Below are 12,055 nucleotides of genomic sequence, written 5' to 3'. Positions count from 1 at the left end.
GCTTACCAGTCTATTTGCCGCGTGGCCCCGATCAGACACCGGCCGGTCGAGATCGCGGACGTGACCATGCTGTGGTACCCGCCGGACTTCGACCCGTTCTGTCCGATCAGGCAGCCGTCCGGGAAGCGGACCGAGAATTGCACGGAGTCGGCGTCGAGATTGACGCTCGTCTTGTCGAACCCGACCTCCATCATCGCCTTGTCGAATCCGGCGGCGACGAGAGCGTCCACGAAGCCGCGACCGCCCGTCGCGGGATCAACGGCCGCAGCGACCTGGTTGAAGTATGCGAGGTTCGCCTGGGCGCCGAGTTCGGGCCGCACGGCCGGTGCCGGCGCCGCCGTGGCGGTGGCAACCGGAACGCTTGTCGGTGTGGCCGCGACGGGCGTGGGTTCAGCGGTGCTTGCGGAGCAGCCGGCCAGGGCTGCGACAACAAGGCCGGCGATGACGACGGCGACCACGGGCCGGATTGTCGTCCTGTGTACTGCCGGCACGTGTGTCCTCCCGAGGCCGCGGTGCGGCCAGTGCCATCGAGTCTAAACCGACCGCACGGCCGACTCGCCAGTGACGACGGTCGTGACACCGGCGGGCGGGACTGTCTCGCCGGAGGAAGCGCCCGACGCGCCGGCCGGATCCGGCGCAGTCGGGAGCCCCCGGACCGCGGCCGCGTCCGTGACCGGGCGCAGGTAGTTCGTCGTGCACCAGGACAGGTCGTGGCCGACCGCCTCGGCCTCGACCTCGACGGAGGTGCCGGATCGTTCGGCGTTCTGCCACGCCCGCACCCGAAGCTGCCCGGCGACGAGGACATGCTCGCCCTTCCGCACCGAACGCACGACGTTGTGCGCAAGGTGACGGAATGCGGTCACGGTGTACCAGTTCGTGTCGGCGTCGACCCAGCTGTGCAGGGTCCGGTCGTACCGGCGCTGCCCGGAGGCCAGCCTGAAGGAGGTGATCGCGAGGCCTGCGCTCGTCACGAGGTGGCGCGGCGTCGTCGCCACGATTCCGGTCACGGTAATGCTGTTGCTCATGGGTCTCCCGTCCTGGTCGTCGCCGGACGCTCGCCCGGCGTCGGCCCGGGGGCGACGCTCGTGCCTGTCTCCGACGCCCCCGGGTCACCTCCGAGTGTGCCGCCGCGTGCGGGAGGACGGTCCGCGGCATCCCTGTGCGGGGAAGACGCCACGGAACGGATGCCTGTTGAGGAGGGGACCCTCCCCTCCGGCCCTAGAGTGATTCCATGAGCTTTGTCGCCGCTGAGAACCGCTATTCGGACATGACCTATCGCCGGACCGGACGGAGCGGCCTCAAGCTCCCTTCCCTGTCGCTCGGCCTCTGGCACAACTTCGGAAACGAACGCCCCATCGACACCCAGCGGGCCATCCTCCGCAGGGCCTTCGACCTCGGCGTCACCCACTTCGACCTCGCCAACAACTACGGCCCGCCGTATGGAGCTGCCGAAACCAACTTCGGCCGGGTCTTCGCGGAGGACTTCAGGCCGTACCGCGACGAGATCATCGTGTCGAGCAAAGCCGGGTACGACATGTGGGCGGGCCCATACGGCGACTTCGGTTCGCGCAAGTACCTGCTGTCGTCCCTCGACCAGAGCCTCGGGCGCCTCGGCCTCGACTACGTGGACATCTTCTACTCGCACCGTCCAGACCCGGAGACCCCGATCGAGGAGACGATGGGCGCCCTCGCGACCGCCGTCCAGCAGGGCAAGGCGCTCTACGTCGGCGTGTCCAACTACTCCCCTGAGGAGACCAGGGCCGCTGCCGCCGCACTCGCCGAGCACAGGATCCCGCTCCTCATCCACCAGCCGCGGTATTCCATGTTCGACCGGCACATCGAGGACGGCCTCTTCCCCGTGCTCGACGAGCTCGGCATCGGCAGCATCGTCTTCTCCCCCCTCGCCCAGGGTCTCCTCACCGACCGCTACCTCGGCGGGAGTGTCCCGGAGGGCTCTCGCGCGGCGACGAGCCGTTTCCTTTCGGAGAACGCCCTGACGGACACCTATTTCGAGCGGGCAAGGGCCCTCAACGAGATCGCGCTCGGCCGGGGCCAGACCCTGGCCCAGCTGGCGGTGACGTGGATCCTGCGTCAGCCGCAGGTGACGAGCGTGCTCGTCGGGGCAAGCAGCGTTCACCAGCTCGAACAGACCGTCGCCGCCCTCGACGCGCCGGCTCTCAGCGAGGCCGAGATCACCGGCATCGAACCGTTCGCGGTGCACGGCACCGGCCGGGACTCCTGATTGGGGTATCTGTACGCGCTCCTCGCGTCCCTGCTCTTCGGGCTCAACGGCTCGACGACGAAGGTCATCGTTGAGGCGGGGCTGTCCCCCGCGCAGCTGACCTTCGTCAGGGTCACGGTGATCATGGCGCTCGCGGGCGCCGTCCTGCTCGTGACGAACCGGCGGGCATTCCGCATCGACAGGAGCCAGCTCGCCGTCATGGCGCTGCTCGGCGTCGCCGGGGTCGCACTCATCCAGTGGTTCTACGCCGTCGCGGTCAGTCTGCTCCCCGTCGGGATAGCGCTCATGCTCGAGTACTCCGGGGTGCTCCTGATCGCCCTCGTGGCGCGTTTCGCGTTCAAGGAGCGCGTCAAGCCACGAATCTGGTGGGCGATCGGGGGCGTCCTCGTGGGCATGGCCATCGTCGCGCAGATCTGGGCGAGCCCGCTGTCGACGCTCGGGGTCATCGCCGGCGTCGCGGCGGCGATCTGCCTCGCGATCTACTTCCTCGTCGGTGAGCGCCAGGTCGCGACCTCCTCGCCCCTCGCCGTCGCGTTCTGGTCGATGCTGTTCGCGAGCGCGTTCTGGCTGCTGTTCAGCGGATGGTGGCAGATCGACCCCGCACTCCTCACGGAAACCGTGCACCTGCACGGCAACCTCGCGACCGTGGCAGCTCCGCTCTGGACACTCCTGCTCTGGAACGGGGTGCTCGGCTCCTTCGCCCCGTACCTGCTCTCGTATATGGCCCTCGCCCGCCTGACCGCGACGGCTGCGGGCATCGTGTCCGCGTCTGAGGTCATCTTCGCGTTCGCGTTCGCATTCCTCTGGCTCGGGGAAACACTCGACGGCGTCCAGGCGTTCGGCGCACTGCTCGTCCTCGCTGGAATCGTGGTGGCGCAGACGGCACGGGCCAACCGGCCCGTTGACCTGGACCTGGCCGGTCCCGGAGTCACCGGCGCCATCCAGCTGCCTTAGCGCTCCTGACATCCTCGTTTACCGGTGCCGACCGGGCAGCCGGTCGAATGTCGGGGGTCCCCCGTAGCGTGCTGAGCACAGCACCAGCTACCCGAGACCCCGCCACCCGGCACCGGAGGACCCCATGACCGACACCCCGTTCCTGGCCCCGCTTCGAGCCGCTCTCCCCGAGGTCGCGTCCGTTCGCGGCCTCGCCCTCGTCCCGGTGAAAGACGGTCTCTGGCGGGTCACCGGCCGTTCGGGCGCCGTCCTCGGCCACATCGAACGCAAGCTCGACGACCGCGGAGAGTCCTTCGCGGCCCGGCGGCTGCTCCCGGCCACCCGCACCCTCGATCTGGGCACCTTCTGGCAGCTGGCGGATGCCGCGGATTGCTTCCGCTAGCCCGCCGTGGCCACGGTGAGATATCCGACCACATTGAGGCACGCCGTCGGCAAAGCCGTCCAACCCGCCGCGCTCAGGATAAAGTGCCGCACATGACGTGGTGGAATAGTTTCGTATCCTGGCTCACGGCAGCCAGCAACCAGACCGTGGTGAACACAGCCGTAGTGTTCATTGTCGCGATCCTGATCGCCGGCGTTCTCACGGCCCTGATCGGGCGCGGCGCCATCAAGCAGCTCCTCGTCCAGCACGACAGGGAACTCAAGGCTGCGGCCATCGGCGCCCTCATCGATGCCGCAACCGAGGCATCCGTCTGGAATTCGCTCACCCCGCAGGAACAGGTCATGGCGGACCGTGCCGTCGGCCAGGCCGACATCCAGGTTCGCCTGCTTCCGATTCCCGGCGCAGGCGTCGCGGCCAACTGGGCCTCGCACCAGCTCAACGAGCTCAAGCGCACCTCGGCGACATTCGGCTACCAGCTCGAGCCCGCCCTGCTGGAATTCCGCGATCGACTGATCGAGTGGCAGGACAAGCCCCGCCGTACCCGCAAGGTGTTCCAGAGCGACCTCGACCGGTGGAAGACGCAGAACTCCACCTCGGAATCCAGCCTTCTCGCCCAGCAGGATGCGTGGGCAGCCCAGCAGCACCACGACCAGTTCAACGAGGCCCTTCCGGCAGCGCCCGTCCCCGCACCGCCCACGCCGAGTGTGCACGCGGCGAGCCAGTCCACGCCGTCGACGGAGACCCAGCGCCTCCTCGACGATGTCCAGGCCCTCGAGGTGCGTCCGGCACCGATCAACCACCCGTAGTCAGGCAGCCGTAGTCAGGCAGTAGCTCAGGTCAGGCAGTACCGCAGATCGCCCGGAGCATTCGATGCTCCGGGCGATTCGTGCTTAACGGCGTCCGGCGGGACGTACTGCAGGTGCCACGGGGCTCAGCGCCACCACTGGTCGAAGAGGGATGCCGGAACCTGGCGCTTGTGCTCCGTGTTCAGGAACCGTGCCTCGATCGCCGCAGCGACCTCCTCGTCGACGGGGAGGCCCTCGAGGTAGTCGTCGATCTGCTCGTAGCGCAGGCCGAGGTTGTCCTCATCGGTCTGGCCAGGATTGCCGTCGAGCAGGTCGGCCGTCGGCGCCTTGAGGTAGAGGTGCTTCGGCGCCCCGAGTTCGATGAGGAGCGCCCTGCCCTGGCGCTTGGTCAGGCCGGTGAGCGGCAGCACGTCCGCGCCGCCGTCCCCGTACTTGGTGAAGAAGCCCGTGACGGCCTCTGCGGCGTGATCGGTGCCGATCACGAGGAGTCCGCGCGCCCCGGCGATGGCGTACTGGGCGACCATCCGCTCCCTGGCCTTGGTGTTGCCCTTGTCGAAGTCGGGCAGCGTCTCGCCGGTGCTGTCCTCGTATTCGGCCGCGATGCCGTCGACCGCGCGCTGCACGTTGAAGGTGAGCGCGGTGTGCGGCTGGATGAAGTCGAGCGCGAGTTCGCCATCGGCGTCATCGTGCTGCACGGCATACGGCAACCGTACGGCGACGAACTCAAATTCCTGTCCGGCGTCGTCGAGCTCCTCGATTGCGATCTGGGCCAGTCGCCCGGCGAGGGAGGAGTCCTGTCCACCGCTGACGCCGAGGATCAGCCCCTTCGCACCCGAGCCCACCAGGTACTCCTTGAGAAAGTCCACCCGTCGTCGAATCTCGGTAGCCGGATCAATTGTCGGTGACACATGCAGTTCGGCGATGATGCGCGCCTGAAGTTCTCCCATGCATCGAATCTATCAAAACGGCCGGCCCGGCCGCCCGGCGAGAGGTGCTTTGTTCAGCGGCGTTTGTTCAGCGGGGTGTGTCCGGCGGGCTTTGTTTCATCCACGCGGAGGTCTTGACTGGAGCCATGCAGATCACGAAGGTGTCCGCGCGCATTCGGGACACGAGCGAAGCAGCGGAATTCTTCGAGAACGTCCTCCTCCTCACGGTCGACAGGACGGTCGCCAGGGAACCGACCACGATTGAGGTGCGCATCGGGACGACCCTGCTCGAACTCTCTGAGGACCAGGACGCCGTCGGCCGGCACCACCTGGCCGTCACGATCCCCTCGAACACGTTCGCAGCAGCCCGGCAGTGGCTCGAGCCCCGATCCGCCCTGATCGGCACTCCCGATGCCGACGAGTTCGAGTTCGCAGCCTGGAACGCCCGCTCGCTCTACTTCACCGGGCCGGACCGCTCGGTCCTCGAGTTCATCGTCCGTCGCGACCTCGACAACAACACCCGCGGCGCATTCACGAGCGCCGACCTGCTCTGCATCAGCGAGGTCGGCGTCGCGACGGACGACGTGCTTGCGACGGCCGAATTCCTGAAGACCGAAGCGGATGTCCGGCCGTACGCCGGTGAGCCCGGCCGCAGCTTCGCACCGGTCGGAGACACCGACGGCCTGCTGATCCTCGTCTCACCCGGCCGTCCCTGGTTTCCCACCACGGACCGCGGGGCGTCAAGCGGGCCGATCCTGGTCGAGGCCACGGGACCCCGGCCGGGAGAGTACCCGCTGGGCGCCGGAAGCCTGCTCCGGATCCGATGAATGGGTGTCGTGGCATCCGCTGCGCGGAAATGCCGTGCGTGGTGTGGTGTGGTGCCCCCGGTTGGAATCGAACCAACGACAAGCGGATTAGAAGGCCGCTGCTCTATCCACTGAGCTACGGGGGCGCGGAGCGCTTCAACGATACCGCAGACCCAGACCCCGCCGCCCCGGGCATCCGCCGGCCAGGCCCGGCCCGGGCTCGCTGGCGGGCCGGGGACCGCGTCGGACCCCGCCGCTAGACTCGGACCATGACAAAAAGCAGTGACCGGTTGGTCTGGATTGATTGCGAGATGACCGGGTTAGACCTGGAAAACGATGAATTGGTGGAGATTGCCGTGGTCATCACCGACTACGACCTCAACGTGATCGACCCGGGCCTCGACATCATCATCAAGCCGAACGCCTCCGCGCTCGCGAATATGAACGACTTCGTGCGCAATATGCACACGACCTCCGGCCTCATCGAGGAGATCCCGAACGGGGTCAGCGCCGCGGAAGCCGAATTCGAGGTCCTCGAGTACGTTCTCAGGTTCATTCCCGCGGAGCAGAAGGCGCCGCTCGCCGGAAACTCGATCGGAACGGACCGCTCGTTCCTCGCGAAGTACATGCCGCGCCTCGACAACCAGCTGCACTACCGTAACGTCGATGTCTCCTCCATCAAGGAACTCGCCCGTCGCTGGTACCCGCGGGTGTACTTCAACGCCCCGGTGAAGGACGGCGGGCACCGCGCACTCGCAGACATCCTCGAGTCGATTCGCGAACTCGCGTACTACCGCCAGACCGTGTTCGTGGCCGACCCCGGACCCACGAGCGACGAGGCAAAAGCGAGCGCGGCAGAAGCCGTGTCAGCATTCACTCCAAACGTGTAATAGAATTCTTGAGTTGCCGCTGCTCCTTCGGGAAAAGCGCAGCACATGGTGGTTGTAGCTCAGTTGGTAGAGCGTCCGGTTGTGGTCCGGAAGGTCGCGGGTTCAAGCCCCGTCAGTCACCCCAAGTAGAGCAGGCATCCGTTCAGCACCTCACGATCAACACTGTGTGAAATCAACACTGTGAGATGCTGAACGGATGCCGCAGCTCAGCCCCGATGAATTCAGTCACGAGGAATTCGAGAAGGTCGTCGTCGACGAGCTGGATCTCCTGCCCGACGACATGGTCGACGGGCTCGAGAACGTCATCTTCGTGGTCGAGGATCGTCCGGAGGACGGCTCCCTCGACACGCTCGGCCTCTACGACGGCGTCGCCCTGACGCACCGCGACCAGTACGGTTTCGGCGAGATGCCGGACCGCATCATCCTGTACCGGGAGTCCCTGCTCGCGATCGTCGACTCCCTCGATGAGCTCCGCGATCAGGTGCACATCACCCTCGTGCACGAAATCGGCCATTTCTACGGGATCGATGACGACAGGCTGCACGAGCTCGGCTGGGGATGACCCGCACTTGTTAGCCTCGACTCATGAGTAAATTCCGGCCCGGCCGCGCCCTGGGTATCACGGTCGGTGCCCTGGCGATCCTTGTCATCGGCGTCTACGGGCCCGCGACGCTCCTCGGGCCGCTCCCGATGGTGAAGGCGACCGTGGTGTCGGCACCGGCCGCCGCGACAGCCGCCACTCCCCCGGTGCTCCCTGCCGCGGGCACGAGCGCCGTCGTGAGCCTCGTGCCGCCGGCCGCCGGCGCGGCAACGACCGCGACGACGGTCGCGACCACCCCGATCGCCGCAGCGGGCAGCACAACCCCGCTGCCGATGGCCGCCGCGGCGAAGATCGTCGCCGCCCTGGTCGTGCTCTCGGCCAAGCCCCTCGACGCCGGCGCCGCAGGGCCCGGGGTGCCGATCACGCCGGCCGACTACCAGGACTACCTCGACTACGTGGCCAACGGTGCGCGCACGGTCATCGTCTTCCCCGGCGAAACCTGGACGCAGCAGGAACTCCTGCAGGCGATGATCCTCGGTTCGAGCAACAACCACGCGGATACCCTCGCCCGGTGGGCCTTCGGCTCCCTCGACGCCTACGTCACGGCCGCCAACGCCTGGCTCACGAAGGAGGGCCTGGCCGGCATCCACGTCGCGGACGCCACGGGCCTCGCGGATGCGAGCGTCGGGACCGGAACGGACCTGGCGCGGCTCGCGGGCCTCGCTGCGACCAACCCGGTGATCAGTCAGATCCTCGCGAGCCCGGCATCCGCCCTCGTCGGCCAGCGCGGAGTCGACAACACGACCGCCTACCTGCCGGAGGAGGGCATCACCGGCCTCTCCCGCAGCTACACGGACGCCGGCGGCGTCTGTTTCCTGTTCACCGCAAGCGTGGGAACCGCGCCGGCGGCCTTCACCTTCGCCGGTGCCGTGATCGGCGAGCCGGACTACGACACGCTGACGGCCGACCTGAAGGCGCTCATGGCCAGTGCACAGGCCGGAGTCACCGACCTCCCGATCCTCGCGGAGGGCGCGGCGTACGTGCGTTTCGACGCTCCCTGGGACGCGACGGCCTCTGGCGTCGTGAAGACGGCCAAGACCCGCTTCGGCTGGCAGGCCGCTCCGGTAGGAGCACCCACGCTTGACCTGGACGCGTTCGCGACCGGCCGCTCCGGTACGACGGTCGGCCGGGTCACCGTGGATGCGAGCGGGGAGGCCGTGACCTCACCCCTCGTGCTCGATACGACGATCAGCGCCCCCGGACCCGGCTGGCGCCTGCTCAACCCGGTGCCGATGATCTCGGCACTCCTGGAGCAGTAGCGGCTACTCCGGCTGGTCTTCCGGCACGTACGGGTCGCTGTCCGTCGCGTCGAAGCGGTAGCGCACATGGATCCGGCCCTGCACGTCGCGTTCGTCGACCTCGTCGTACCAGAACAGGGTCTCGATGCCCTCGACGAGCGAGACCATGCTGATCCGGCTGTCATGCGCGCCCCGCACGAGGACTCGGGAATCGACCTGTCCCTCGAGGGGGCCATCGATGAATTCGGCGGTGTAGAACACTTCTTCGGGAGCTGGACTAGTCATGACCTAACGCTAGTCCGATTTCCCCGATCTCCCCGATCTCCACGGAGGCCGGGGGTCCCGTCGAGTTCGATCGTCGCCCATCGTCCGGGTTCCTCCCGCACGAGGAATCCCTGCCATTCTGCCTGCCACTGGTCCCAGTGCGACCGGAATGCCTCACCGTCCCGCGCGAGGGCCCGCTGCTTGCGTTCCTCGTCGTCGGCAGTGAGCCAGATCCGTACGTCGCTCAGGCCGGCATTGGCCGCTGCGAGCGTGCCGCAGCCCTCGACGAGGAGCGGAAGGGCCGGGTCGACCGGATGCCATTCCGCAGGCGCGTCCGCTCCCCAGTCATAGCGGCGCCAGGCGCCGGGCAGTCCGGCCCGGAACGGGCGCAGCACGTGTTCGGTCAGGTGTGCGCTCGCGGCGGCCAGTCCGTTCCAGCCTGGATAGATGTCGTCGAGACGGATGAGTGCGGGCCGCACTCTCGTCGGCCCGGCGGTCGACGGCCAGGCGTCGAGGATGCGGTCGGCGAGGGTGCTCTTGCCCGCACCGCTCGGCCCGTCGATCAGGATCACGATGGGCCCGGCATCCGCCCTCTGGAACGCCGCGATCGCCGCCAGCACCGGGGCGAGCAGCACCTGGTCAGGAGAGGACAAAATGCCACGTCCCCGCCCAGACCGCGACCGCGATCGCGATGCCGGCGATGCCGAGGCCGAGGCCGAGCATCACGGCGTCCCCTGCCCCGATCGCCGATGCGCGGGCCCAGGTGCGCGGCGCCGTCCCGAAGCCGCGGGCCTCCATGGCCGTTGCGAGCTTGCTCCCGCGGCGTACCGAGATGACGAGCAGGGCGAAGGCCGGCCCGAAGAAGCGGCGGAGGGCCCCGATCGGTCCGCCGCCGTCGCCGACACCCCGTGCGCGCCTGGCGAGGCTGAGGAAGCGCCAGTCTTCGATGAACATGCCGACGAGACGCAGGCCGGCGAGTCCGCCGAGCACGAACCGGGCCGGCAGGCGCAGCACCTGCGCGAGCCCGTCGGCGAGGTCGGTGGGGTCCGTCGTGGCCAGGAGGACGATTCCCGGCAGGCCGATCGCGAGTACCCGGAGCGCGATGGCCAGGCCGAGCTGGACCGAGCCGTCCGTCACCGTCACGAAACCGATTGTCAGGAGCACCGCTCCGGAGTCGCGGCCATACAGCACCGTCGTCAGGCCCGCGAAGGGCGCTGCGATCCACAGCGTCGACGTGCGCAGCCAGAATTGCCGCGCGCTCAGCCCGCACCAGTACAGCAGCACGCCCTCGAGGGCGAGGGCGACCAGTGCCGAGACCCAGTCGATCGAGAGCAGCAGCGCGAGGCTCACGACGATCGCGGCACCGAGCTTGGAGATGGGGTTGAGCCGGGCGACCGCGCTCGGGCGGATGCTCGGCGTGAGGAGGCTCATCGGCGCGCCCCCGCCGCTGAGCCGGCCGCCGACCCGGCCCTGCCACCCGCGAGCCGGTATTCGGAGTCGGCGATCGTGTCGACGAGGAGCTCGTCGTGGGTGACGAAGACAAGGGCTGTGCCCGCGCTCTGCACCTCGACGAGGAGGGCGACGAGCTCCCGCCAGGTCCGGGAGTCCTGCCCGAAGGTGGGCTCGTCGAGCACAAGCACCCGCGGGCGGCTCGCGAGCACAGTCGCGACCGAGAGCCGGCGTTTCTCCCCGCCGGAAAGAGTGAAGGGGTTCGCTTCGGCCAGGTGGTCGAGCCGCAGCCTCTCGAGGAGCTCGTCGACCCGGCGGACCTGTTCCGCGGGGGCGAGGCCGAGGGCATGCGGGCCGACGGCGAGTTCAGCGCGCACGGAGCCGGAGAGGAACTGGTGTTCCGGGTCCTGGAAGACCGTACCGATCCGGGTCAGCAGGGCGCGGGAACGCCAGCGGACCGGTTCGGTGCCGAGGCCGCCCGCGAGGCCGGGACTCGCAGCGAGACGGCCGCCCGCCGGGGCGAGCAGGCCGGCCAGGGTGAGCGCGAGGGTCGATTTACCCGCGCCGTTCGGGCCCGTGATCGCGGTCGCCGTTCCCGCCCCGATGGTGAGGTCGATCCCGCCAGCGACGACCCGTGCGGTGCGTCGGGCGAACGGCACCCGCCCGACGGCGAGGCCGCTCGCGCTCAACAGGAGGTCGGGAGTCTGGGCTCCCCCGGCCTGGAGTCCGAGGTCGGCAGGTAGCCGGCTCGGCAGCCGGCCGGGAAGCCGCGGCGGGAGGTGCGGCACCCAGACCCCTGCCGCTGCGAGCCGTTCGCCCTCGGACTGCAGCACGGTGCCGGTCGGCCCGTCGGCAAGGATTCCACCGGCGGCATCGAGCACGATGACCCGATCGACGAGGTCCTGCCACACCGCAACCCGGTGTTCGATCACGATCAGGGTCGCCCCGGAGGCGTCGAGGGTGCGGCGCACGGCGTCGCGCACCTCGATGACACCCTCCGGGTCGAGGTTCGCAGTCGGCTCGTCGAGCAGGAGCAGGCCCGGCCGCATCGCGAGGACGCCCGCCAGTGCGAGGCGTTGTTTCTGGCCGCCGCTGAGCGCGGAGGTCGGGTGGTCGAGCGGGAGCCGCAGGCCGACCGAGTCGAGGGCGGCACCGACCCTGCGCCAGATCTCGTCGCGCGGCACGGCGAGATTCTCGCAGCCGAAGGCGACGTCGTCGCCGACCCTTGCGAGCACGACCTGGGAATCCGGGTCCTGCAGCACGAGACCGACCCGGCCGCGGGCATCCGCAGGACGCCGCCCGTCGACGAGAAGTTCGCCGGTCTCATCGCCCTCATCCTCAGATCCGAGTACTCCGGCGAGCGCGTGCACGAGAGTGCTCTTGCCCGCGCCGCTCGCGCCGAGCAAGAGCACCCGTTCGCCGGGGCGGATGTCGAGGTCGAGTCCGGAGACCGCAGGCGCGCCCCGTCCGGCGTGCCGCCAGCCCCAGCCGCGGGGG

General features: G+C 68.8%; 15 protein-coding genes and 2 tRNA genes. 9 read left to right on the top strand and 8 right to left on the bottom strand.

What is annotated here, in order from left to right:
- Positions 1 to 2: 2 nt before the first annotated feature.
- Together QN357_RS06600 and QN357_RS06595 are read right to left on the bottom strand one after the other, a co-directional pair.
- Entirely contained in the window at positions 3 to 458 is a 456-nt protein-coding gene (locus QN357_RS06600) for a DUF6993 domain-containing protein (protein ID WP_241975440.1), read from the bottom strand.
- 75 nt (positions 459 to 533) lie between these two features.
- Positions 534 to 1,025: a single-stranded DNA-binding protein gene (locus QN357_RS06595; protein ID WP_134447824.1), complete on the bottom strand. Its 492-nt coding sequence runs from the start codon at positions 1,023 to 1,025 to the stop codon at positions 534 to 536.
- A 206-nt stretch (positions 1,026 to 1,231) separates the two neighbouring features.
- Here QN357_RS06595 and QN357_RS06590 point away from each other — a divergent pair, with 206 nt between their 5' ends.
- The 4 genes from QN357_RS06590 (at position 1,232) to QN357_RS06575 (ending at position 4,384) form a co-directional block, all read left to right on the top strand.
- On the top strand, positions 1,232 to 2,242 hold the full coding sequence (locus QN357_RS06590; RefSeq protein WP_134447823.1) for an aldo/keto reductase: 1,011 nt from the start codon (positions 1,232 to 1,234) through the stop codon (positions 2,240 to 2,242).
- Positions 2,243 to 3,196: a DMT family transporter gene (locus QN357_RS06585; protein ID WP_322135716.1), complete on the top strand. Its 954-nt coding sequence runs from the start codon at positions 2,243 to 2,245 to the stop codon at positions 3,194 to 3,196.
- A 124-nt stretch (positions 3,197 to 3,320) separates the two neighbouring features.
- Positions 3,321 to 3,578 (top strand): hypothetical protein, encoded by a 258-nt coding sequence (locus tag QN357_RS06580; RefSeq protein WP_134447819.1) that lies wholly within the window; start codon positions 3,321 to 3,323, stop codon positions 3,576 to 3,578.
- 92 nt (positions 3,579 to 3,670) lie between these two features.
- The gene (locus QN357_RS06575) at positions 3,671 to 4,384 is read left to right on the top strand and encodes a hypothetical protein (RefSeq protein ID WP_134559940.1); all 714 of its coding nucleotides are present in this window, start codon (positions 3,671 to 3,673) and stop codon (positions 4,382 to 4,384) included.
- Positions 4,385 to 4,509: 125 nt separating this feature from the next.
- Here QN357_RS06575 and nadE read toward each other — a convergent pair whose 3' ends face one another.
- Positions 4,510 to 5,331, bottom strand: coding sequence for an ammonia-dependent NAD(+) synthetase (gene nadE / locus QN357_RS06570; protein WP_134447815.1), 822 nt, complete (start codon positions 5,329 to 5,331; stop codon positions 4,510 to 4,512).
- 125 nt (positions 5,332 to 5,456) lie between these two features.
- Here nadE and QN357_RS06565 point away from each other — a divergent pair, with 125 nt between their 5' ends.
- On the top strand, positions 5,457 to 6,137 hold the full coding sequence (locus QN357_RS06565; protein WP_134447813.1) for a VOC family protein: 681 nt from the start codon (positions 5,457 to 5,459) through the stop codon (positions 6,135 to 6,137).
- A 49-nt stretch (positions 6,138 to 6,186) separates the two neighbouring features.
- Here the strand turns inward: QN357_RS06565 and QN357_RS06560 are convergent.
- Positions 6,187 to 6,262: transfer RNA gene (locus QN357_RS06560), tRNA-Arg, on the bottom strand.
- Between the two features lie 123 nt (positions 6,263 to 6,385).
- Here QN357_RS06560 and orn point away from each other — a divergent pair.
- The 4 genes from orn (at position 6,386) to QN357_RS06540 (ending at position 8,866) form a co-directional block, all read left to right on the top strand.
- Positions 6,386 to 7,006 carry an oligoribonuclease gene (orn, locus tag QN357_RS06555; protein ID WP_134447698.1) on the top strand — a complete coding sequence of 207 codons (621 nt, stop codon included), beginning with the start codon at positions 6,386 to 6,388 and terminating at the stop codon, positions 7,004 to 7,006.
- 48 nt (positions 7,007 to 7,054) lie between these two features.
- Positions 7,055 to 7,130 (top strand) — tRNA-His (locus tag QN357_RS06550).
- Between the two features lie 72 nt (positions 7,131 to 7,202).
- Entirely contained in the window at positions 7,203 to 7,568 is a 366-nt protein-coding gene (locus tag QN357_RS06545; RefSeq protein ID WP_134559944.1) for a metallopeptidase family protein, read from the top strand.
- A gap of 23 nt (positions 7,569 to 7,591) precedes the next feature.
- Positions 7,592 to 8,866, top strand: coding sequence for a hypothetical protein (locus tag QN357_RS06540; RefSeq protein WP_322135715.1), 1,275 nt, complete (start codon positions 7,592 to 7,594; stop codon positions 8,864 to 8,866).
- Positions 8,867 to 8,869: 3 nt separating this feature from the next.
- Here QN357_RS06540 and QN357_RS06535 read toward each other — a convergent pair whose 3' ends face one another.
- The 4 genes from QN357_RS06535 to QN357_RS06520 form a co-directional block, all read right to left on the bottom strand.
- Positions 8,870 to 9,130: a hypothetical protein gene (locus QN357_RS06535; protein ID WP_134447692.1), complete on the bottom strand. Its 261-nt coding sequence runs from the start codon at positions 9,128 to 9,130 to the stop codon at positions 8,870 to 8,872.
- Entirely contained in the window at positions 9,127 to 9,762 is a 636-nt protein-coding gene (locus QN357_RS06530; protein ID WP_322140838.1) for an ATP-binding protein, read from the bottom strand. The genes QN357_RS06535 and QN357_RS06530 overlap by 4 nt, the downstream gene beginning before the upstream one ends.
- Positions 9,749 to 10,540, bottom strand: a complete 792-nt coding sequence (locus QN357_RS06525; RefSeq protein ID WP_134561231.1) for an energy-coupling factor transporter transmembrane component T family protein — start codon at positions 10,538 to 10,540, stop codon at positions 9,749 to 9,751. The genes QN357_RS06530 and QN357_RS06525 overlap by 14 nt, the downstream gene beginning before the upstream one ends.
- A partial coding sequence (locus QN357_RS06520) for an ABC transporter ATP-binding protein (RefSeq protein ID WP_323504690.1) occupies positions 10,537 to 12,055 on the bottom strand: 1,519 nt, incomplete at its 5' end. The genes QN357_RS06520 and QN357_RS06525, both read right to left, overlap by 4 nt.

The sequence above is a fragment of the Cryobacterium sp. RTC2.1 genome (assembly GCF_035018685.1).
Taxonomy (GTDB): domain Bacteria; phylum Actinomycetota; class Actinomycetes; order Actinomycetales; family Microbacteriaceae; genus Cryobacterium; species Cryobacterium glucosi.
Note: the sequence above shows the minus strand (reverse complement) of the source record. Positions and strands in the feature narration are given on the sequence as shown.

Coding starts and splice junctions, on each gene's coding strand:
- QN357_RS06595 (WP_134447824.1), bottom strand. CDS start 1,025: ATGAGCAACAGCATTACCGTGACCGGAATCGTGGCGACGACGCCGCGC.
- QN357_RS06590 (WP_134447823.1), top strand. CDS start 1,232: ATGAGCTTTGTCGCCGCTGAGAACCGCTATTCGGACATGACCTATCGC.
- QN357_RS06580 (WP_134447819.1), top strand. CDS start 3,321: ATGACCGACACCCCGTTCCTGGCCCCGCTTCGAGCCGCTCTCCCCGAG.
- QN357_RS06575 (WP_134559940.1), top strand. CDS start 3,671: ATGACGTGGTGGAATAGTTTCGTATCCTGGCTCACGGCAGCCAGCAAC.
- nadE (WP_134447815.1), bottom strand. CDS start 5,331: ATGGGAGAACTTCAGGCGCGCATCATCGCCGAACTGCATGTGTCACCG.
- QN357_RS06565 (WP_134447813.1), top strand. CDS start 5,457: ATGCAGATCACGAAGGTGTCCGCGCGCATTCGGGACACGAGCGAAGCA.
- orn (WP_134447698.1), top strand. CDS start 6,386: ATGACAAAAAGCAGTGACCGGTTGGTCTGGATTGATTGCGAGATGACC.
- QN357_RS06545 (WP_134559944.1), top strand. CDS start 7,203: ATGCCGCAGCTCAGCCCCGATGAATTCAGTCACGAGGAATTCGAGAAG.
- QN357_RS06540 (WP_322135715.1), top strand. CDS start 7,592: ATGAGTAAATTCCGGCCCGGCCGCGCCCTGGGTATCACGGTCGGTGCC.
- QN357_RS06535 (WP_134447692.1), bottom strand. CDS start 9,130: ATGACTAGTCCAGCTCCCGAAGAAGTGTTCTACACCGCCGAATTCATC.
- QN357_RS06525 (WP_134561231.1), bottom strand. CDS start 10,540: ATGAGCCTCCTCACGCCGAGCATCCGCCCGAGCGCGGTCGCCCGGCTC.